Origin of the sequence: Novosphingobium sp. (assembly GCF_036733805.1) — a bacterium.
Taxonomy (GTDB): domain Bacteria; phylum Pseudomonadota; class Alphaproteobacteria; order Sphingomonadales; family Sphingomonadaceae; genus Novosphingobium.
In genome coordinates, this window is sequence record NZ_DAIMZT010000026.1 from 19,716 (window position 1) to 40,624 (window position 20,909).

Consider the following 20,909-nt stretch of genomic DNA (forward strand, 5'->3'; position numbering starts at 1 on the left):
GTCGCCAAGACCCGCCGCCAGCCCGCCGGTTTCGGCACGACCCTTTTCCAGCTTATCCAGCACCGCCTTTGCGCGACTGATGACCTTCGGCGGTATCCCCGCCAACCGCGCGACGGCAAGGCCATAGCTGCGATCGGCCGGACCCTCCGCCACTTCATGAAGCAGAAGGAGGTCGCCCTTCCACTCCCGCGCGCGAACGTGATGCAGAGACAGCGCCTCGCAGGTTTCCGCCAATCGCGCCAGTTCATGGTAATGCGTGGCGAAAAGACAGCGGCAGCGGTTCGTCTCGTGGACAGCCTCGGCCACGGCCCAGGCCAGCGCGAGGCCGTCGTACGTGGAAGTGCCGCGCCCCACCTCGTCAAGTATCACGAAGCTGCGTTCAGTGGCCTGCGAAAGAATCGCGGCGGTCTCCACCATTTCGACCATGAAGGTCGAACGCCCGCGCGCAAGATTGTCCGAAGCGCCGACGCGGCTGAACAGACGGTCGACCATCCCGATACGCGCCGCCTTGGCCGGCACGAAGCCGCCGGCTTGCGCCAACAGCACGATCAGCGCGCTCTGCCGAAGAAAAGTCGATTTGCCGCCCATATTGGGGCCGCCGATCAGCCAGAGCCGGTCATGCGTGCCGAGCCGGCAATCATTAGCGACAAAGGGCTCACCCTGATTTGCAAGCGCTGCCTCGACCACGGGGTGACGGCCACCCTCGATATCGAGCGAGAAGCCCTCCACCACCTGCGGACGCGCCCATCCGCCTTCCGCCGCCCGTTCCGCCTGCCCGGCCGCAACGTCGATGCGCGCAAGCGCAGCGGCGGTGCGAGCGATCTTGTGCCGAGCCGCCATCGCTTCACTCACTAACTCCTCAAAGTGCGCATCCTCAGCGGCAAGCGCGTGAACGCCGGCTTCGGCGATGCGGCTCGCTTCCTCATGCAAGGCGAGCGCGTTGAAGCGCATGGCGCCGGCCATAGTCTGACGATGGGAGAAGCCGCTGTCGGGTTCCAGCAGCTTATCCGCGTGACGCTGGGGCACTTCGATGAAATAGCCGAGGACGTTGTTGTGCTTGATCTTGAGGGCGGCGACGCCTGTCTGCTCTCGATATTTTGCTTCAAGCGCGGCGATTGCCCGGCGCGCATTGCCCGCGATCCGGCGCAATTCGTCCAGCGCCGCGTCATAGCCGGCGGCGATATATCCGCCCTGTCCCCGCTCAGTGGGCGGCGCCGGCACCAGCGCCCGTTCGAAATGATCCACCAGCGCGCCATGGCCGCCGAGATCGGGCAGCAGCGCTTTAAGCAACATCGGCAAATCCTCCCGCCGCGCAAGCCAATCCGCAGCCATGCGCGCACCGGAAAGACCATCGCGAAGCTGACCGAGATCGCGGGGAGAGCCTCTGCCCGCAACGACCCGGCCCAGCGCGCGGCCCACGTCAGGCAGCGCACGCAGGGCGGCACGCACGTCCTCACGCAGCAGGGCATCTTCGTGGAACCACTCGACCAGTTCCAGCCGCTCTGCGATGGCCGCGCAGTTCGTCAGCGGCGCGGATAAATCTTCCGCAAGCTGGCGAGCGCCGGCGCCAGTGACGCAGCGGTCGATCGCATCGATCAGACTACCCTTACGACCGCCGGTCGAGGATTCGAGGATTTCCAGGCTCGCTCGCGTCGCTCCATCCATAGCGAGGGTCGCCTCGCCTGAGCGCGAAGCAGGGGGCAAGAGCAGCGGCAGCTTCCCGCGACCGACATGATCCAGATAAGCGATGAGCCCGCCGGCGGCGGCCAGCATGGCGCGGGTGAAGGAGCCGAAGCCATCAAGCGTGGCGACGCCATGGATCAGCTTCAATCGCGCTTCGCCGCCTTCCGAGGAGAACTCATGGCCCGAACGGCTTATGGCGCCCTCGGGCGCCCCTTCCCAACCATCGGGCAGCACCAGTTCGATTGCTCCGAGCCGGGCCAGAACGGCGGACAGATGCTCCGGCGGGCATTCCTCCAGTTCCATTCGGCCGGTCGAGATATCGCAGGCGGCGATCCCGGCAACCCCGCGCACCTCGCAGGCGGCGGCCAGCACATTGGCCCGGCGCGGCTCCAGCAAGGCTTCCTCGGTCAGCGTGCCGGCCGTGACGAAACGCACGATGTCGCGCGCGACCAACGCCTTCGAACCGCCGCGCTTCTTTGCTTCCGCCGGCGTTTCCACTTGTTCGGCAATGGCGACCCGGCAACCGGCCTTTATGAGGCGAGCCAGATAGCTTTCTGCCGAATGGACCGGCACGCCGCACATCGGGATGGCGACCCCATTGTGTTCACCACGCGTCGTGAGTGCAATGTCGAGAATCTGGCTTGCGATCTTTGCATCATCGAAAAACAGCTCAAAGAAGTCTCCCATCCGGTAGAACAGCAGGCAATCGCCCGCTTCCTCGCGCAGAGCGAGATACTGAGCCATCATCGGGGTTGCGCCGGGATTCATGGATGTCAGCGTTAGCGCCCCGTTTCCGCGTTTGTGAAGCGCGGTTTTCGATCCTTTCCCCTATCGCGTCGCCCCAACATTCGTTAGGGCCTGCAGCGGATGCGGGAGATTTAGCTTGTCCGAGAAAAGCAAGGTCCAATTCACTGAGCGTGAGGCGCTGTTCTATCATGAGACCATCCGCCCCGGTAAGATCGAGATTATCGCCAGCAAGCCGATGGCGACGCAGCGCGACCTCTCGCTCGCCTATTCGCCCGGCGTTGCTGTGCCGGTGCAGGCGATCGCGGACAATCCGCAGACCGCTTACGATTATACCGCGAAGGGCAATCTGGTTGCGGTGATCTCCAACGGGACGGCGATCCTGGGTATGGGCAACCTGGGGGCGCTGGCTTCAAAGCCGGTGATGGAAGGCAAGGCCGTGCTGTTCAAGCGCTTTGCCGACGTCGATTCGATCGATATCGAACTTGCCAGCGAGGATACCGAAGCGCTGATCGAGGCGATCGCGATGATGGAGCCGAGCTTCGGCGGCATCAACCTGGAAGACATCAAGGCGCCCGAGTGCTTCATCATCGAGCAGACCCTGCGCGAGCGGATGAACATCCCTGTCATGCATGACGACCAGCATGGCACCGCAATCATCGCCGCCGCCGGCCTTATCAACGCCTGCCACCTGACCGGGCGCGATCTGGACAAGGTCAAAGTCGTGGTCAACGGCGCCGGCGCATCGGCGCTTGCCTGCACCGCCCTTATCAAGTCGATAGGCGTCCGCCACGAAAATGTGATCGTCTGCGATTCCAAGGGCGTCATCTACCGCGGCCGCGATAACGTGGACCAGTTCAAGTCGGCGCATGCGGTCACCACAGACAGGCGCACGCTTACCGAAGCGCTCAAGGGCGCTGATGTGTTCCTTGGCCTTTCCGTCGCGGGTGCGGTGACGCCGGACATGGTTAAGGACATGGCCGATCAACCGATCATCTTCGCGATGGCCAACCCCGATCCGGAGATCACCCCGCCGGAAGTCAAGTCGGTCCGGCCCGACGCGATCGTCGCTACGGGCCGTTCGGACTATCCGAACCAGGTCAACAACGTACTGGGTTTTCCCTTCATCTTCCGCGGCGCGCTGGACGTTCACGCCACCGCCATCAATGAAGAGATGAAGATCGCCGCCGCCCACGCCATCGCTGAGCTTGCGCGCGAACAAGTGCCCGAAGAAGTAGCAGCCGCTTATGGCGAAGTGCAGCAGTTCGGGCATGAATATATCATTCCCGCGCCGTTCGACCCCCGCTTGATGGAAGTGGTGCCATCCGCCGTCGCCAAGGCGGCAATTGATTCAGGCGTAGCTCGCAAGCAGATCGAGGATTTCGACGTCTACCGCCACGAGCTCAAGGCGCGCCTCAATCCGACCACCTCGGTGCTGAGCGGCGTCTATGCCCAGGTCAGGGCGAACCCCAAGCGCGTGATCTTCGCCGAGGCGGACAACGAAGTGGTGCTGCGCGCCGCCATCCAGTATCGCGAGTTCGGCTACGGCGAACCGGTGTTGGTTGGGCGAACCCAGGTGATCCTCGACAGGATGGCGGAGCTGGGCGTTGCCGATCCCGAGAGCTACGAGATCGAGAACTCGATGGTTTCGATCCACGTCGCGCCGATGGTGGAAATGCTTTACGAACGTCTGAAGCGCCGCGGTTTCCTCCAGCGCGACGTGCAACGCATGTGCAACACGGATCGCAACGTCTTCTCGGCCGGGCTGCTCAAGATGGGCGTGGCCGACGCCATGATTACCGGCATGACCCGTCCGTTCGCCCAATCGATGCGGGACGTGCGCCGCGTGCTTGATCCGGCGGAAGGAAAGCTGCCCTTCGGCATTCATATGCTGGTTGGCAAGACGCATACGGTGTTCATGGCCGACACCACCATCAACGAACGCCCGAATGCGGAACAGCTCGCGTTGATAGCCACCGAGACCGCAGCCGTCGCTCGAAAGCTGGGCCACGAGCCACGCGTCGCCTTCCTCAGCTATTCGACATTCGGCAACCCCTCCGGCAAATGGCTCGACACCATCCGTGACGCCGTCCACATCCTCGACGCGCAGAACCCCGGCTTCGAATATGACGGCGACATGGCGCCGGATGCCGCGCTTAACCCGAAGATCATGGCGCTCTATCCGTTCTGCCGTCTATCAGCCCCTGCCAATGTCCTCATCATGCCCGGCCTGCAATCCGCCAACATCTCCGCGAAGCTCCTGCGCGAGATTGGCGGCGCGACCAATATCGGACCGATGCTGCTGGGCATGGAAAAGCCGGTGCAGATCGTGCCGATGACCTCGATCGCACCCGATCTGCTGACTTCCGCCGTGCTTGCGGCGGCGGGGATCGTGGATTGAACTCGACCAGCAGCTGGAACGCAATGATGAGCCGGTATTCGCTCCCGGGATTCGACCTCGCCGCATTCGTCGAAGCGACGCTGGCGGAAGATCTGGGCGTCGGTCTTCCCGGCGGCGGCCATGACGTCACTTCGGAAAGCGTGATCGATGCTGACGCGCGATTCTCCGGCGTGATGGATTCGCGCGACGCAATCACTGTGGCCGGCTTGCCGATTGCCGCCGCCTTCTTCCACAAGCTCGATCCCGACATGGAGGTCGAGCTTCTCGTCGAGGAAGGACAACGGGCCGAGCCGGGCACGGACCTGATGCGCCTTACCGGCAATGCGCGCGCAATGCTTACGGCGGAGCGCTGCGCGCTTAATACCATCCAGCACTTGTCGGGCATTGCGACCATGACGCGGCAATATGTCGATGCGATGCGCGACCCCGACGGACAGGCTTCGGCCATTCTGCTCGATACGCGCAAGACTATCCCCGGCCTGAGGCACCTGGAAAAATACGCAACCCGCATGGGCGGCGCTCAGAACCACCGGATGGGCCTGTGGGATGCGGCGATGATAAAGGACAATCACGTGCTGGTCGCCGGCGGCGTGGGTCCCGCAGTTGCCCGCGCGAGAGCCGCAGGCGTCGCCAGGATCATCTGCGAGGTCGATCATCTCGAACAGATCGAGCCGGCCATCCAGGCCGGCGCACATCATTTGCTACTGGACAACATGGGGCTGGAAATGCTGCGGGAAGCAGTCGCACTGGTGGCCGGCCGAGTGCCCACCGAAGCTTCCGGCGGAGTCAATCTGGCGACGATCGGCGCGATCGCGGCGACCGGCGTTACGTATGTGTCCGCGGGACGCTTGACACAGAGCGCGCCGGCCGCCGACATCGGCCTGGACTTCACGCCGCTGTGAAGGCGTGGGCGGCGCTGTTTGGCCTGCTACCGGCGCCGGCCATGGCGCAAGCCTACCAATGCACTTTGCCGCAGACGCTTGCATCGGTAGCCCCGATTAAACCGGACGGCGCGCCCCGCAAAACACCGGTCGCGGGATATACCCTGACGGCAAGTTGGTCGCCGGACTATTGCAAGACCAGCGGCGATACCCGTTCGATGCAGTGCTCCGGGACCAACGGCCGCTTCGGCTTCATTCTTCACGGCCTCTGGCCCGAGGGCAGGCGCGACCCTCCGCCGCAGTGGTGCAGGTCTGCGCCACCGCCACCGCCAGCCCTGCTGCGCCGGCACTTATGCCTGACGCCATCACCTCAGCTTCTCGCTCACGAATGGGCCAAGCACGGCACTTGCATGACCCGACGCCCCGAAACTTTCTTCCAGGTCAGCGCCGTTCTCTGGGAATCGATTCATTGGCCCGACGCGGACACGCTATCGCAAAAGGACGGATTGACTGCCGGCGACCTGCGCGACGAGTTCCTGGCCCTGAACAAGGGCTGGCGCCGCGAAGCCGTGGGGCTGAACATCAACCCCACGGGCTGGCTGCGCGAGATACGTCTCTGTTACGACAAGCGCTTTCGTCCGGCCCGTTGCCCGCCTGAGCGGTTCGGGCCATCGGATGCGACTATGCTGAAAATCTGGCGTGGATTGTAACAGGCCCTGCCGCATTTTTTCCGAAGCATCACAGCGGGATCACAGCATGACTGACACGATCGAACTCATCCGCGCCTATTACGACGCCTTTAACAAGGGCGATGCGCAAGGCATGCTTGACCTGCTCGCCGAAGACGTCGTGCACGAACCCAGTCAGAGCGCACCGCGCCACGGCAAGCAGCAGTTCGCCGCTTTCCTTGAGCATATGAACCGCAGCTACCGCGAAAAGGTGATCGATCCCGTGCTGATGGGCACGCCTGACGGAACGCGGGCGGCAGCCGAGTTCATGCTGGAAGGCGAATATCTGCAAACCGACGCCGATCTGCCGCCCGCGAGCGGACAGCGGTACAAGCTGCGAGTGGGCGCCTTCTTCCTGGTGGAAAGCGGCCTGATCCGGCGTGTTTCCAACCACTACAACCTTGCTGACTGGATTGCGCAAGTCGAGGGCCGCTGACGTCGGCGCACGAGCGCCGAATCACCGCCGCGTGCGAAAGAACTTTCGCAACAGTTCGGCCGCTTCGACTTCTCCGATACCCGTATAGACTTCCGGCCGGTGCATGCATTGCTCCTGTTCGAACACGCGGGCGCCGTGTTCGACAGCCCCACCTTTGGGATCGGGCGCACCGTAATAGAGCCTTGCGATCCGCGCATGAACGATGGCCCCGGCGCACATGGCACAGGGTTCGAGCGTCACCCAAAGATCGCAGTCTTCCAGCCGCTCGTTGCCCAAGGCCCGCGCCGCGCTGCGAATCGCCTCCATCTCGGCGTGACTGGTGGGGTCGCAGCGCTCACGCGGACCGTTGCGGCCGGTCGCGATCACCTGGCCGTCCTTGACCACCACCGCACCGATCGGCACTTCACCGGCAGCCTCGGCCTCGCGCGCTTGCGCCAGAGCCATTTGCATATATTCGGGAAGAGGCCAGCGGTTCATGCCATTGCGCTAGCGCTTGGAGAATGCGCAGGCAACTTTGCCGCTGGAAACTTGACCTTGCCGGGGTGAATCGGTAAGGGCGCGCCTTCCCGTGCAAACGGCCACAGAATTTTCGAGCGAGAAAGACCATGTCCCGCATCTGCGAACTGACCGGCAAGAGCCGCCAGGTCGGCTGCAACGTCAGCCACGCCAACAATAAGACCAAGCGCGTCTATCTGCCCAATCTGCAGAACGTAACGCTGATGTCGGAAGGGCTGGAGCGCAGCTTCAAGTTCCGCGTCTCGACGCATGGCCTGCGCTCGGTCGAGCACAATGGCGGCCTCGACAACTGGCTGCTGAAGACCGCTGACGCCAAGCTGAGCGCCCGCGCCGTCAAGGTGAAGCGCGAGCTGAAGAAGAAGCAGGCCGCCTGATTTCGGGCTCTCTCTTTCGAGAGAGCCGATTTCAAGAGAAACTGGCAAGTCGACTGCGAAAAGGCGTGCGGGATTTCCCGCGCGCCTTTTCGCGTGTCCGGTTATCGGGCCGGCCAAGGCAGCTGGCGCGGGTCGACTGAAAGCTTCCACAGCAGGGTGCGCTGCAAGACGCGCATGTCGTTATCGTCTGACATCAGCCAGATGACGATCCGGTGATCCGATTGGGGCACCACCCCGATCGCCTCGAAATTATCGACGGGCAGCACGGCGGCGAGCGAAGCCAGGGGTATGGAATGCCAAATGCGGCCGGGCCTTAACTGCGCCGTGTCCGCGATCACGATCCGCCCAGCAAACCGCATCGGAAGCGGCCAGAGGAAGCGGCGCATCAGAATAAGCGCGCGCCCGTCCGGCAACAAAGCCATGTCCACGACCGAGAAATTGTCTGGCCCGTCGAATAGGAACTTATGTCCGTCGCGGTGCACGGTGGGATCGCCATCGAACACCACCCCCTCGTGCAGACGGGCCTCCCCCCATGATCGTGTCACTTCCCGAATCGTGATAAAACGCCCGTCAGGCAGCCGCGCCATCGCTTCTGGCCCGGTATTATTGCCCCATCTGGCCATTGTGCGGGGGCGGACCCTGGCCTCCTCCTCCATCCGCGCGTCGAAACGGACGATGGCGTTCTGCCCTTCCAGGCCAAGCCAGTATCGGCCGGTCCTGGAATCATATGCAACCGATTCGGAATCGTGCGCCAGCTTGTCCGTCTTGTCGTCCCGGAAGCTGAACCACCCCGCCTGAGGCCGGTGGGCGGCGGCGGCGGGGGGCGAGAAGCGCAGATATCCCCCTGCGTCATTGACGGCGAGAATATCCCCATTCGGCTGCGGCAACATGGAAGAATAACCGAAAAACCGCCAATCGCGGGAAATCAAATGCCAGGCGCCCTCAAACCGGAAAGGCCCGAGATAACGGGCCAGAACGCGCGGGGGCGGCATGGCGACTGGAACCGCGCTTATACGCAGGTTCTCATCCGGGCGGGGCATATGTCCCCTGCCCCATGTGAGCACCAGCAGCACCGCCAGCAGGGTCGAAAGGGCTATGTTGCGGCGCACAAGGCGTGATTAGTCCCTTTGCCGGACGCTGCAAGGGCTGTCAGTTCATCGGCCCGGTAAAAAGCAGGGGATCGAGCCGTGCTTCCCCCCACTTGAGCGACCAGTGCAAGTGCGGCCCGGTGGCGCGCCCGGTCATCCCTACGCGGCCGATCACCTGGCCCTGTTTCACATGATCGCCCTCTTTCACAAGGACCTGCGAGCAATGCAGAAAGGCGCTGTTAAGGCCCATGCCATGGTCAATCATCAACAGGTTGCCTTCCAGCGTGAACGGGGTCTGTGCCGCCAGGATTACCACTCCATCAGCCGGCGCGACAAAAGGGGTCCCGCTTTGGCCGGTCGTGATGTCGACCCCGGAGTGGTAGGCACCCGGCTCCCCGCGATAAATGCGCTGCGATCCGAAGCGGCCGGAGATGCGTCCTTTCAGCGGCCAAATGAAATGCTGACGCCAGCCTTGGGCGTCCGTCACCATCGCGCGGGCGGCATCGATGCGGGCAAGCTCGGGCCGGCGCAAAGCCATGAACGCTTCGGTGGGGCCTTCGGGCTTGCGCGGAATGTCAACATTCTCGATCCGCCAGGCGCGCGGCGTGATCGCGAGAGGCCATGACGCCACGCTGCCGTCAACAGCGGTAACGGTGAGGACCGCGCTTCGCGCCGCATCGCGATCGAACGCGACGAACCAGGCGCCATCGGTCGCGAGAGGCACCGGCGTCCCGTCCAGCAAAACCGCTCGCGTCCCCGCTGGCACGGTGCCGCGTATCCACCCGCCCTGCGTCAGCTCGCCCGAAAAGGCAGGCCGCTCAGCGCTGCCGCTGGATGCGAAGGCGCGATCGGGGAACAACGGGCCGCCTGGAATTGCTAAGAGCGTACCGATCGCCGCGGCGCAGACCACCGCCGAGCACGCGGCGGTGCCACGCCTCATGCTTGATCGAGCAGGTGCCGCGTGGCGATATCCGCGCTGGCGTAAGGCTCCTGCCGCTCGACGCTCCAGTAACGCAGCGCTTCGAGGGCGATCTTCTCGCCCGTCACGGCACAAGTCACATAGTGGCCGGGGCTAAGCACACGAAAGCCGTTAGGCCCGTAACTGAGCGAAGCGGGGCGATCGGTGAAGGACATAAGCATGGGCATAATCTAGCAAAAGCTGGCCATCAGAACAAATCTCCTTGGCGAGATTCCCCGACCCTGGACCGGGGGACCTTGCGCGGGGACGGTGCGGGCGCACTATGTTCGCCCCCGCCTGAACTAACCGTGACCGCCAGCTTGCCGTCGCGAAATTCAAGCGTCAACGCGCTCTCGCGAGCGGCGCGTTCGCGGCTGGTCAGCGCCCGGCCCTCGTTGTCTGTGACCAAGGCATAGCCGCGCCGAAGCGGCAAACGGGGGTCCAGTTGCGGCAGTACGCGTGCCATCGGCGCCAGGCTATCACGCGCCAGACCCCAGCGACGGACCAGCAAGCCCCGCGCCAGGCCGACGCGCTCAAGACGCTCCCGGCTGGCCTGAATGCGATGGCGCAGCAAAGGAAGCGACAACTTGGCGGCGATCGCTTGAAGACGCTCGCGCTTGCCACGCGCCTCGTCCTGGAGCGCCCGCCGCAGCCGCTCCGACAATTCGTCAAGCTTCTGCGCCTTGGCTGCAAGAATCGTCTCCGGTTTCGGCAAGCGCTGCATGCGCGCTTCCAGTCGTTCGCGTCCCAAGGTCACTGGCCGCAGCGCACAGCGGCGCTTTCGCAACGCTAGTTCGTCAAGCTGGCCTTGCAATTCGGCGCGCACCGGGACCGCCATCTCGGCCGCGGCGGTGGGCGTTGGCGCACGGCGATCCGCGGCGTAGTCGCATAGCGTCGTGTCGGTCTCATGCCCGACGGCCGAGATCACCGGAATGCGCGATTCGGCTACGGCGCGAACGACGATCTCCTCGTTGAAGCTCCACAAGTCTTCGATCGAGCCGCCACCGCGCGCGACTATGACAAGATCAGGGACAAGATCAGGGCGCGGCGCCGGCCCATCCGGTGTCATGGCGGAAAAGCCTCGCACCGCATTTGCGATCTGCTGCGCTGCGCCTTCGCCCTGCACCAGCACGGGCCAAACCAGCACGCGGCTGGGAAAGCGATCGGCGAGGCGATGAAGGATGTCGCGGATCACCGCTCCGGTGGGTGACGTCACGACGCCGATCACATGTGGCAGGAACGGCAGCACCCGCTTGCGCTCCGGCGCGAAGAGCCCTTCCGCCGCTAGGCGCGCGCGCAATTTTTCCAACAGCGCCAGTAATGCGCCTTCGCCGGCGATCTCCATTGTTTCGATGACGATCTGGTATTTCGAGCGGCCCGGATAAGTGGTCAGCTTACCGGTGGCGATCACCTCGATCCCGTCTTCAGGCCGGAAGGCGAGACGCTGGGCACCCCCGCGCCACATGACGCCGTCAATCACGGCCTTGTCATCCTTGAGGCAGCAATAAAGGTGTCCCGAAGCGGCTTGCTTCACGCCCGAAAGCTCCCCGCGCAGACGCACGAAGCCGAACTGGTCCTCCACGGTGCGCTTGAGCAGCGCTGAAATCTCGCTAATGGAAAGCGGCGCGGCGTTGTCCCCGGCCGCTGCCTTCGCTACCAGCGCCCCCATGCGATCATCGCCATCATCGTCGTTTTCGGAAGTGTCATTGAAAGAGCGCGGCAAATGAACATCCTTCTTCTCGGCTCCGGCGGCCGCGAACATGCGCTGGCCTGGAAGCTGACGCAATCCCCGCTCTGCGACACGCTATGGGCCGCGCCTGGCAATCCGGGGATCGCCGAGCATGCGACCTGCATTGCGCTCGACCCGTCGGACCATGCAGCCGTGATCGCCTTCTGCGAGGAAAAGTCCATCGGGCTGATCGTTATCGGTCCCGAAGCCCCGCTGGTGGATGGGCTGGCCGATTCCCTGCGCGCCGGGGGCTTTTCCGTGTTTGGTCCCAGCAAAGCAGCGGCCCAGCTTGAGGGGTCAAAAGGCTTTACCAAAGACCTTTGCGCGCGCGCCAATATCCCGACCGGCGGCTATGTGCGCGTTGCCGACGAGGCTGACGCCATGGCGGCACTGGAAAAGTTCGGCGCGCCCGTGGTCATCAAGACCGATGGCCTGGCCGCTGGCAAGGGCGTGACCGTGGCGATGACCATGGCTGAAGCGCAAGACGCCGTGCGCGACATCTTCGCCGGCCGTTTCGGCAATGCTGGCGCCGAGGCGGTGATAGAGGAGTTCCTGGAAGGCGAAGAGGCCAGCTTCTTCGCGCTTACTGACGGTTCCACCATCGTGCCCTTCGCCTCAGCGCAGGATCACAAGCGGATGGGTGACGGCGATACCGGTCCGAATACCGGGGGTATGGGCGCTTATAGCCCGGCCCCGGTGCTGACGCCCGAGCTGGCGGGCGAAGCAATGACCCGGATCATCGCCCCAACTGTAAAAACCCTCGCCGATGAGGGCATGCCTTATTCCGGCGTGCTGTTCCTGGGCCTGATGCTGACGCGAGAGGGGCCGAAACTGATCGAATACAACTGCCGCTTCGGCGATCCCGAATGCCAGGTCATGCTACTGCGGCTCGAATCGGATCTTGTCGAGCTGCTTCACGCCTGCGCGGAAAACCGGCTGGCCGCGGTCGAACCGCCGCGCTTTTCGGACGACGCGGCGCTGACAGTGGTAATGGCGGCAAACGGCTACCCCGCCACACCCGAAAAGGGCGGCGCGATTGACGGGATAGCCGCGGCCGAGGCCGATGGCGCCAAAGTTTTCCACGCCGGCACCGCACTGAAAGACGGCCAGCTTGTGGCCAATGGCGGCCGCGTGCTCAACGTCACCGCGCGGGGCGCTTCGGTGACAGAGGCCCAACGCAACGCTTATGCGGCGGTCGACGCCATTGTCTTCCCCACCGGCTTTTGCCGACGCGACATCGGCTGGCGCGAAGTGGCCCGCGAAAAGGCCCATGCTTAAGCATTCGAACGCCATTCTGAAGCTGGCGCTGGCGCTGGCGGTGCTGCTCGCCGGAGGCGGCATCGGATTCTATTATGGCATCTTCCTGCCATCGCAGGAGATCCGCCGACAAACGCAAGCCATGGCCGAAAAGAAGGCTGCAGCCGACGCCCAGGGAAAGGCGCTGGCTGATCGAGCGAAGCGCATGCAGGCCGCGCAGACCGAATACGAGGACTGCGTCAACTTCGCCGAGCTTTCTTATAAGCAGCGCTGGACGCAGAGCTGCCAGAGCTTGCACGATGCCGACCAAGCGGCATTTCAGGACTGCTCCGACAATCTCTTCAGCACGCAGGCCGGATGCCTGGCCAAGCACCCGATCCGTCCTGAACGAGACTGCGCCCTGCCGGGCCAGATGGCGCAAGAATTGACTGACGCGCGCGACAAGCGAAAAGCCGAGTGTCTGGCGCGGATGCGGACCGAGCAGGAAGGCGGCCCACCGTTGCCGCCTAATGATCCGGCCGGCGTCTAGCGCACTTCATGGCGGCGGGCACCATCGCCCGCCCTCAGATCAAATCGCCAGGTCGCTCATCCGCTCGGCGACGAACGCCTTGAGATTCGTTTCAGGGCGGGCGCCATAATGCGAGATGATCTCGCTGGCGCAGATAGCCCCCATTCGCAGGCAATCCGCCAGTTTCATGCCGCGGACATGGCCGAACAGGAAACCGGCCGCAAACAGATCGCCGGCGCCGGTGGTGTCAACCACTTTCTCGATCGGCTCGGCGGCGACTTGTTCACGCATACCGCCGGCAATCGCAATCGCGCCTTGAGCGCTGCGCGTCACGACGAGAACCGGAATTTTAGGGGCCAGAGTGGCGACCCCGGTTTCGAAATCATCCTGCTGAGTCAGCGCCGCCATCTCATGTTCGTTGCAGAACAGCACATCGATCTGGCCGGCCTCAATCAGGTCTATGAAATCGGCGCGGTGACGGTCGATCACGAAAGTCTCCGATGGGGTGAAGGCCACCTTGCGGCCCGCCTTGCGCGCCGCGGCAATCGCCTTGCGCATGGCCGCACGCGGCTCTTCCGGATCCCACAGATAGCCTTCCAGATAAAGCACCTCGGCGTCGGCTATCACCGTTTCATCTAGCGCCGCCGCCGGAAGGTAATGCGAGGCGCCAAGAAAGGTGTTCATCGTGCGCTGGCCGTCCGGCGTGACGAAGATTAGGCAGCGTGCGGTCGGCGGATTGCCCGCGCGCGGGGGGACGGTGAACTGAATGCCGCCCGCGCGAATATCATGCGTGAAAACCTCGCCAAGCTGGTCCTGCGCAACCTGCCCGATAAAGCCGCATTTGGCGCCCAACGCCGCCAGCCCGGCCAGCGTATTCGCCGCTGATCCGCCGGAAACCTCGCGCGCCGGGCCCATGGCATCGTAAAGCATCCGGGCCTGATCGGCGTCGATCAGCATCATGCCGCCGCGCGCCAGTCCAAGCTGCTCTATCAGACTTTCCTCGCAATTGGCGATAACGTCGATGATGGCGTTGCCGATAGCGATGACGTCCAGGCTGGGTTGCGTCATGAGAAAGTGGTTTCCTTGAAAAGCCGATGCGCAAATAGCGCGATGAGGCGCGAGTAGCGCGCGGTCCGCCGCTCCGCAAGCATCCGCCGACCAGAGACCGTTGACAGCGTGCAGGTGGCACGCGAAGGCGGGGATCGACCATGAAAGACCTTTACGCGGGGAATCCCCACTGCCGCATCCCCTGTGTGCCGGCCATCTGCTTGCTGACGCTGCTGCTTGCCGCTTGCGGCGGCGGCCAAGTGGCCAGCACACCGCGCCCGACCGGACGAAGCACGGCGATGCCATCCGTGCGCCAGCCCGCGCGCACAACTCTGCATGACCCGCAATTCCAGTCGGCGCCCGGACTACAAGGCGTGATCGGCGCCACACAGAATCAACTCGTTCGCGAGTTCGGCCAACCCCGGCTGGACGTGTGGGAAGGCGATGCGCGCAAGCTGCAGTTCATCGGCACGGCGTGCGTGCTCGATGTCTATCTCTATCCGACTTCCAGCTCCCAGGAGCCCTTGGCAACTTACGCCGACGCGCGCCGTTCATCGGATGGACAAGATGTCGACCGCGCTGCCTGCGTGGCGGCGCTCAGGCAGAAGTAAGTCCCACCTGCACCCGTAAGGCCCGGCGATCGAGTTTGCCCACCATGGTCTTGGGCAAGGATGGAAGCAGGATGACCCGGTCCACGTGCTCATGCTTGCCCAGACGGGCGTTGGCCCAGCTTGCAATCTCCTCCGCATCGGCATGGGCGGCGGGATCTGTCACCATGAAGGCGCGCGGAACCTCGCCGTGATAGGAATCCGGCACACCCAGGACGGCGACCTCGCGAACGGCCGGGTGCCCCAGCAGAACGCGCTCGACCTGGCTGGGAAACACCTTGAAACCGCTCACCGCGATCATGTCCTTGCTGCGATCGACGATTCGCACATAGCCATCTTCATCGATCGTCGCGATATCGCCGGTGCGCAGCCATCGCTTGCCTTCTCGCTCAACGAAAGCATATGCGGCCACCTCCGGCCGGTTCCAGTAGCCCAGCATGACCTGCGGTCCAGCCACCGCCAGTTCGCCGGGTTCGCCGGGTAGCGCATCGCGTGCGGGATCATCCTTGTCCAGCAGGCGCAGGTCTGTGCCGGGAAGCGGGTGGCCGATCGAGCCAGGCAGTTCGCGCCCGTCGAAAGGATTGGTGGACGTTACGCCCGCGGTTTCCGTGAGACCATAACCTTCCACCAGCTTGGCTCCACTTGCCTTTTCAAAGCGGGTCTTCACCGGTCCCGGCAAAGGGGCGCCGCCGGATATGCAGGTGAAAAGGCTGGAAAAATCGGTCCGTCCCATTGCCGGGTGATCCAGCATCGCTTGATACATGGTCGGCACACCCGGCATGGCCGTTGCCTTGACCCGCTGAAGCGTCGCCAGCGTCTGTCCGGCGCTGAAGCGCGGCAGAATCGCCATCATCCCGCCGTCGTAAACGGTGCGATTAAGCACGCAGGCATTGGCGAAGACATGGAAAAACGGCAGTACGCCCACGATCACGTCGCGCGCATGGGCATGCGGATCGATCGCCTCGATCTGGCGGGCATTGGCGGTCAGATTCTGGTGGCTCAGCATCGCCCCCTTAGGCGTGCCCGTGGTGCCGCCAGTATACTGCACCAAGGCGATATCCTTGAGCGGATCGATCGCAACCGGCTCAAGTGCCCGGTCAAGCAGCAGGTCCTGCCACTTCAGCATGTCCGCATCGGCGGGAACCGGCATGACCTGCCGCGGCTGGAACAGACGCATCCCGACGCCCTTCCAGAACGGCAATTGCGTTACCAGACTGCCCACCACCAACCATTCCAGCGGTGAATCGCGCAACACCTGCTCTGCTACCGGTAATAGCGATCGCACGTCGAGCGTCACCAACAGCCGGGTTCCCGAGTCGGCCACTTGCGCCTCTAGTTCGGCGGCGGTGTAAAGCGGAGAGAAGTTAACCAGCGTCAGCCCGGCCATCAGACCGCCGAAATAGGCGGAAAGATACATGGGCACATTGGGCAGATAGAGTCCGATGCGGTCGCCCTTGCGCAGTCCGAGCGATTGAAGTCCGGCGGCAAAGCGGCGCGCCTCCGCCTGGATCTGCCGATAGGTATATTCACGCCCGAGGAAATCGACCAGAGCGCGATCGCCGAAGCGCGCAACGCTGTCGGCAAACATGTCGGTCATCGCCAGCGGCGTGAAATCCTGCGCCCAATCGCAGGGATGTGCATAGCGCTCCCGCCATGCGTCCGGACCAATCCGCTCCTCCATGAAGCGGTTGTGGGCGCAACTCCGGCGCCCGGCAAGGGACTTGTGTGCCGTTGTTAACTCAGCCGACAGTCACGGAGCCCAGCTGCCCGGACGCGAAAGCGAGCCTGGATTATTCTCCGCGCTCTTCCGCTTCCGCCGCACGCTTCGCCTGGAGCCACGCGGCCGCCTCGGCCTCCTGCGCCGCCTCGCTGGCAGCCTTGGCGGCCGCCTCACGCTCGGCCCGCAATTCCTCGATCAGGGCCTCGCGATCATCGACCAGGCGCTCGTCGCCCGCGGCGTCTTCCTCGATACCGGCCTTCTTGGCGGCCTTGGCGACGATGGCGTCCAATTCGCGCTGCGAGCAGAGGCCCAGCGTGACGGGGTCCTTGGGTGTGATGTTGGCGATATTCCAGTGAGAGCGGTCGCGGATCGCGGCGATCGTATTGCGGGTCGTACCGATCAGCTTGCCGATCTGCGCGTCCGACACCTCGGGATGATTGCGCAGTATCCAAGCTATGCCGTCCGGCTTGTCCTGGCGCTTGGAAACAGGCGTATAACGCGGCCCCTTGGTGCGGCTGACCGTGACGGGCGCCTTGTGCATCCGCAGCTTGTAATCGGGATTGGCCTGCCCCTTCTCGATCTCTTCCATCGTCAGTTCACCGGCTCGCACGGGATCGCGGCCGGTATACTTGCTGGACGCCAGGTCATCGGCCATGGCCTGGACCTCAAGCATGTGCAGGCCACAGAACTCGGCGATCTGCTCAAAAGTCAGCGCGGTATTGTCGACCAGCCATGAAGCGGTCGCGTGCGGCATCAGCGGAGTGGGCTGGCTCATGTCTCTATCTCCGGCGGAAACAATAAGGGCCGCCCCTTCGCGGAGCGGCCGTTCGCGCTCGATTTAGGGAAGCTTTGCGGATTCGGCAAGCAAAACGCACGCTTCCTGCAAAGCGCGCCCCGGCATCAATCCATCGAGACATATCGAGGCAGGCCCGACACGCGATCGAGCCAGCGGCAGATCGCCGGATAATCATGGAGCCGAAAGCCGCCCGCCTCACAGACATGAGTGTAAGCATAAAGCGCGATGTCAGCGAGCGTGACTGTCTTGCCCACAAGCCATTCACGCTCTTTCAAATGCTCCTCCATCACCTCCAGCGCCGCTTCGCCCCCGGCGCGTTTGGCCATGATCTGCCCTTTCTGGAACTCGTTGAGATGCGCCTCTCCCACGAAGAGCAGCCAGAAGCGCAATGTCGCGACGTTCGGTTCATGATTGTATTGTTCGAAGAACATCCAGCGCAGCATATCGGCGCGGTCGAAACGATCGCTCGGGATCAAGCGAGAGCTCTCCGCCAGATACCAGCATGCCGCATTGCTTTCGGGTAAGAAGCGATTGCCGATCTGCAGAACCGGGATCCGCCCATTGGCGTTGACGTTGCGCAGGAAGTCCGGCGTGCGCGTTTCGCCGTTCATGATGTCGTATTGCACCCGCCGCAGCGGCTTGCCCAGTAACGCCGCGGTCAGGCGGATCTTGTAGCAGTTGCCGCTGCGCGGATCCTCATGAAGAATCAGGTCTTCCATAGGCGTGTCCACCACGTCCTATCTTACACCTCCAGCACGATCTTGCCCACATGCGCGCCCACTTCCATCCGCTCATGCGCGGCGGCGGCTTCGGCGAGCGGAAAACAGGCATCCATGATCGGGCGCAGTTCACCCCGCTCCACCAGCGGCCAAACATTGGCGCGAAGCTCTTGCGCCAGCAGGGCCTTGAACTCGTCCGAACGCGGCCGCAACGTGGAGCCGGTGAGCGTGTATCGGCGCCGCATCACCACGGCCATGTTGATCTCCGCCGTGGCGCCCCCTTGCACGGCGATGGTCACATGGCGCCCGTCCTCGGCCAGGCACTTGAGGTTGCGGGGCACATAGCTTCCCGCGACCATGTCCAGCACCAGGTCTACCCCCTTGCCGCCGGTGATCCGCGCCACCTCCTCCACAAAGTCGGCAGCCTTGTAATCGATCGCGTGCGCCGCGCCGATTTCCAGCGCGCGCGCGCATTTTTCCGCCGAGCCGCAAGTCACGATCACATGCAAGCCGAAGTGTATGCCGAGCATGATCGCCATGGTGCCAATGCCGCTGGTCCCGCCATGGACAAGGACGGTTTCACCTTCGCGGGCATAGCCACGCTCGAACACGTTATGCCAGACGGTGAAGAGAGTCTCGGGCAATGCCGCAGCCTCGGCGAGCGACAAGCCTTCAGGCACGGGAAGGCAATGCCCGGCCTTCGCCAGACAATACTGTGCATAACCCCCTCCCGACACCAACGCGCAGACCGCTTGGCCCGGTATCAGTGCCGTAACGCCCTGGCCCAGCGCCGCGACGGTGCCGGCGATCTCCAGTCCGGGAATCGGGGACGCGCCCGGAGGCGGCGGATACTGACCCTTGCGCTGAATCACGTCGGGCCGGTTGACGCCGGCGAACGCCACCTTGACCAGTACTTCGTCCGGACCCGGCCTGGGTACAGGCAGCGTGATCGGCTGCAAGACATCGGGATCGCCGGGGGCCTCGAACCCGACAGCGGTCATCATCGCGGGGAGATCAGCTAACATGATTTCACCTGTTGCCACACTGTACCACCTGAGGGGAACCGTTTTCGAGGCCATTGACAGTAAAGCATTCCCGTCCGATGCTGCATCCGATGGACGACGACGATCGACCGCGGCGGCGGTCGTCCGAGGATAAGCTCGGAGCCGCCAGCCTTCTCGCCAGCGAAAGCCTGGAAAGCTATTCGCTGGACGAACTTGACGCACGCATCGCTCTTCTCGAAGCAGAGATCGCCCGCATCCGGGAGCACCGGCGTAAATCGTCCGCGCATATGGCCGCGGCGGACGCATTGTTCAGGCGTCGGACACCGTGAATAGGGCAAGGTGCCCCTCCACGCCCAAGGCACCTCGCAAGCATCCTATGCACACCTATATTAGTCGGAAACCTTATCCAGCGTACAACCTCCCTCAAGGAGAGTTCGCCCTCCCAACGAGAGTGATCTAAATGCCCAGTTTCGCCCAAAGCCTTGAAAAGACCCTGCACGCGGCTCTGTCTCATGCGTCGGAGCGCAGCCACGAATACGCGACGCTCGAGCACCTGCTGCTTGCGCTGATCGACGATCCGGATGCGGCCCAGGTCATGCAGGCATGCGGCGTGGACCTCGGCGATCTGGGCGACGTGGTGCGGCAGTACCTCGACCAGGAATACCAGTCGCTCAAGACCGAGGAAAAGGGCGATCCCGCCCCCACCGCCGGTTTCCAGCGGGTGATCCAGCGCGCGATCCTTCACGTGCAGTCCTCGGGCAAAGACACGGTGACCGGCGCCAATGTGCTGGTGGCCCTGTTTTCCGAGCGCGACAGCTACGCCGTCTATTTCCTGCAACAGCAGGACATGAGCCGTCTGGACGCGGTAAGCTATATCAGCCACGGCATTGGCAAGGGCGGCAAGCGTATCGAGGATCGCACGCCCAAGGGCGCCGAGGATCATACGCCCACCCCGGAAGAGAAGGCGGACGCCAAGAATGCGAGCGGCAAGAAGGATTCCGCGCTCGACCAGTTCTGCGTCAATCTCAATGAGAAGGCGCTGCTGGGCAAGGTCGATCCACTGATCGGCCGCGGGCCGGAGGTTGATCGAACCATCCAAATCCTCTGCCGCCGCTCCAAGAACAATCCGCTCTACGTGGGCGATCCCGGCGTGGGCAAGACCGCCATCGCCGAAGGGCTCGCCCGAAAGATCGTCGAAGGGGAAGTGCCTGAAGTGCTTTCCGAGGCGGTGATCTACTCACTCGATATGGGCAGCCTTCTGGCCGGTACGCGCTATCGCGGCGATTTCGAGGAACGTCTGAAACAGGTCGTCTCCGAACTGGAGAAAATGCCGCACGCGATCCTGTTCATTGACGAGATTCATACCGTGATCGGCGCCGGGGCAACCAGTGGCGGCGCGATGGACGCATCGAACCTGCTTAAGCCCGCGCTTTCGGGTGGGACGATCCGCTGCATCGGCTCGACCACATACAAGGAGTTCCGCAACCACTTCGAAAAGGACCGCGCGCTGCTGCGCCGGTTCCAGAAGATCGACGTCAACGAGCCGACGATCGAGGACACGATCAAGATCCTCAAGGGCCTGCGCACCGCCTTCGAGGAGCACCACAAGGTCAAGTACACGCCCGATGCGATCAAGACCGCGGTCGAGCTTTCGGCCCGCTACATCAACGACCGCAAGCTGCCCGACAAGGCGATCGACGTGATCGACGAGG

21 protein-coding genes are annotated in these 20,909 nt (G+C 63.6%); 10 read left to right on the forward strand and 11 right to left on the reverse strand.

The window, feature by feature from the left end:
* Positions 1 to 2,451 (reverse strand): DNA mismatch repair protein MutS (mutS, locus tag V7D69_RS08110; protein ID WP_333605534.1); only part of this gene is annotated, 2,451 nt, incomplete at its 3' end.
* 115 nt (positions 2,452 to 2,566) lie between these two features.
* On the opposite strand from mutS, the gene V7D69_RS08115 reads away from it, so the two are divergent.
* From V7D69_RS08115 to V7D69_RS08130, 4 genes are read left to right on the forward strand one after another with little or no spacing between them, the layout of a single operon-like run.
* A complete protein-coding gene (locus V7D69_RS08115) occupies positions 2,567 to 4,828 on the forward strand; it encodes an NADP-dependent malic enzyme (RefSeq protein WP_324061489.1) in 2,262 nt (753 codons plus the stop codon).
* A 26-nt stretch (positions 4,829 to 4,854) separates the two neighbouring features.
* Positions 4,855 to 5,730, forward strand: coding sequence for a carboxylating nicotinate-nucleotide diphosphorylase (gene nadC / locus V7D69_RS08120; RefSeq protein ID WP_324061541.1), 876 nt, complete (start codon positions 4,855 to 4,857; stop codon positions 5,728 to 5,730).
* A 41-nt stretch (positions 5,731 to 5,771) separates the two neighbouring features.
* Entirely contained in the window at positions 5,772 to 6,419 is a 648-nt protein-coding gene (locus V7D69_RS08125; RefSeq protein ID WP_324061487.1) for a ribonuclease T2 family protein, read from the forward strand.
* Positions 6,420 to 6,465: 46 nt separating this feature from the next.
* Positions 6,466 to 6,873, forward strand: coding sequence for a ketosteroid isomerase-related protein (locus V7D69_RS08130; protein WP_324061485.1), 408 nt, complete (start codon positions 6,466 to 6,468; stop codon positions 6,871 to 6,873).
* A 21-nt stretch (positions 6,874 to 6,894) separates the two neighbouring features.
* Here V7D69_RS08130 and V7D69_RS08135 read toward each other — a convergent pair whose 3' ends face one another.
* Positions 6,895 to 7,350, reverse strand: a complete 456-nt coding sequence (locus tag V7D69_RS08135) for a nucleoside deaminase (protein WP_333605535.1) — start codon at positions 7,348 to 7,350, stop codon at positions 6,895 to 6,897.
* A 128-nt stretch (positions 7,351 to 7,478) separates the two neighbouring features.
* On the opposite strand from V7D69_RS08135, the gene rpmB reads away from it, so the two are divergent.
* Positions 7,479 to 7,763, forward strand: a complete 285-nt coding sequence (rpmB, locus tag V7D69_RS08140) for a 50S ribosomal protein L28 (protein WP_324061481.1) — start codon at positions 7,479 to 7,481, stop codon at positions 7,761 to 7,763.
* Positions 7,764 to 7,864: 101 nt separating this feature from the next.
* On the opposite strand, the gene V7D69_RS08145 is transcribed toward rpmB, so the two are convergent.
* The 4 genes from V7D69_RS08145 to xseA are packed head-to-tail and all read right to left on the reverse strand — an operon-like array spanning position 7,865 to position 11,478.
* Entirely contained in the window at positions 7,865 to 8,872 is a 1,008-nt protein-coding gene (locus V7D69_RS08145; RefSeq protein ID WP_333605536.1) for an esterase-like activity of phytase family protein, read from the reverse strand.
* Between the two features lie 40 nt (positions 8,873 to 8,912).
* Complete coding sequence (locus V7D69_RS08150; RefSeq protein WP_333605537.1) at positions 8,913 to 9,791, reverse strand: M23 family metallopeptidase; 879 nt, start codon at positions 9,789 to 9,791, stop codon at positions 8,913 to 8,915.
* Positions 9,788 to 9,991 (reverse strand): DUF2093 domain-containing protein, encoded by a 204-nt coding sequence (locus V7D69_RS08155; RefSeq protein ID WP_333605538.1) that lies wholly within the window; start codon positions 9,989 to 9,991, stop codon positions 9,788 to 9,790. Before V7D69_RS08155 ends, V7D69_RS08150 begins: the two co-directional genes overlap by 4 nt.
* A 26-nt stretch (positions 9,992 to 10,017) precedes the next feature.
* Positions 10,018 to 11,478 (reverse strand): exodeoxyribonuclease VII large subunit, encoded by a 1,461-nt coding sequence (gene xseA, locus V7D69_RS08160; protein ID WP_333605545.1) that lies wholly within the window; start codon positions 11,476 to 11,478, stop codon positions 10,018 to 10,020.
* A 54-nt stretch (positions 11,479 to 11,532) separates the two neighbouring features.
* Between xseA and purD the strand changes: the two genes are divergently transcribed.
* Entirely contained in the window at positions 11,533 to 12,816 is a 1,284-nt protein-coding gene (purD, locus tag V7D69_RS08165) for a phosphoribosylamine--glycine ligase (protein WP_333605539.1), read from the forward strand.
* Positions 12,809 to 13,324, forward strand: a complete 516-nt coding sequence (locus V7D69_RS08170; protein WP_324060838.1) for a hypothetical protein — start codon at positions 12,809 to 12,811, stop codon at positions 13,322 to 13,324. The genes purD and V7D69_RS08170 overlap by 8 nt, the downstream gene beginning before the upstream one ends.
* Positions 13,325 to 13,363: 39 nt before the next feature.
* On the opposite strand, the gene V7D69_RS08175 is transcribed toward V7D69_RS08170, so the two are convergent.
* On the reverse strand, positions 13,364 to 14,371 hold the full coding sequence (locus V7D69_RS08175; RefSeq protein ID WP_333605540.1) for an adenosine kinase: 1,008 nt from the start codon (positions 14,369 to 14,371) through the stop codon (positions 13,364 to 13,366).
* 140 nt (positions 14,372 to 14,511) lie between these two features.
* Here V7D69_RS08175 and V7D69_RS08180 point away from each other — a divergent pair, with 140 nt between their 5' ends.
* Positions 14,512 to 14,961, forward strand: a complete 450-nt coding sequence (locus tag V7D69_RS08180; protein ID WP_324060836.1) for a hypothetical protein — start codon at positions 14,512 to 14,514, stop codon at positions 14,959 to 14,961.
* Here the strand turns inward: V7D69_RS08180 and V7D69_RS08185 are convergent.
* The 4 genes from V7D69_RS08185 to V7D69_RS08200 form a co-directional block, all read right to left on the reverse strand.
* Positions 14,948 to 16,639: an AMP-binding protein gene (locus V7D69_RS08185; protein WP_333605541.1), complete on the reverse strand. Its 1,692-nt coding sequence runs from the start codon at positions 16,637 to 16,639 to the stop codon at positions 14,948 to 14,950. The two genes, V7D69_RS08180 and V7D69_RS08185, sit on opposite strands and share 14 nt — an antisense overlap.
* A 109-nt stretch (positions 16,640 to 16,748) precedes the next feature.
* Positions 16,749 to 17,453 carry a DUF1013 domain-containing protein gene (locus tag V7D69_RS08190; RefSeq protein WP_333605542.1) on the reverse strand — a complete coding sequence of 235 codons (705 nt, stop codon included), beginning with the start codon at positions 17,451 to 17,453 and terminating at the stop codon, positions 16,749 to 16,751.
* Positions 17,454 to 17,578: 125 nt separating this feature from the next.
* Positions 17,579 to 18,193: a glutathione S-transferase family protein gene (locus V7D69_RS08195; RefSeq protein ID WP_324060841.1), complete on the reverse strand. Its 615-nt coding sequence runs from the start codon at positions 18,191 to 18,193 to the stop codon at positions 17,579 to 17,581.
* Between the two features lie 23 nt (positions 18,194 to 18,216).
* A complete protein-coding gene (locus tag V7D69_RS08200) occupies positions 18,217 to 19,218 on the reverse strand; it encodes an NAD(P)H-quinone oxidoreductase (protein ID WP_333605543.1) in 1,002 nt (333 codons plus the stop codon).
* Positions 19,219 to 19,295: 77 nt separating this feature from the next.
* Here V7D69_RS08200 and V7D69_RS08205 point away from each other — a divergent pair, with 77 nt between their 5' ends.
* The gene (locus V7D69_RS08205; RefSeq protein ID WP_414690902.1) at positions 19,296 to 19,526 is read left to right on the forward strand and encodes a DUF1192 domain-containing protein; all 231 of its coding nucleotides are present in this window, start codon (positions 19,296 to 19,298) and stop codon (positions 19,524 to 19,526) included.
* A 131-nt stretch (positions 19,527 to 19,657) separates the two neighbouring features.
* Positions 19,658 to 20,909: AAA family ATPase (locus tag V7D69_RS08210; protein ID WP_333605544.1), on the forward strand; the 1,252-nt coding region annotated here is incomplete at its 3' end.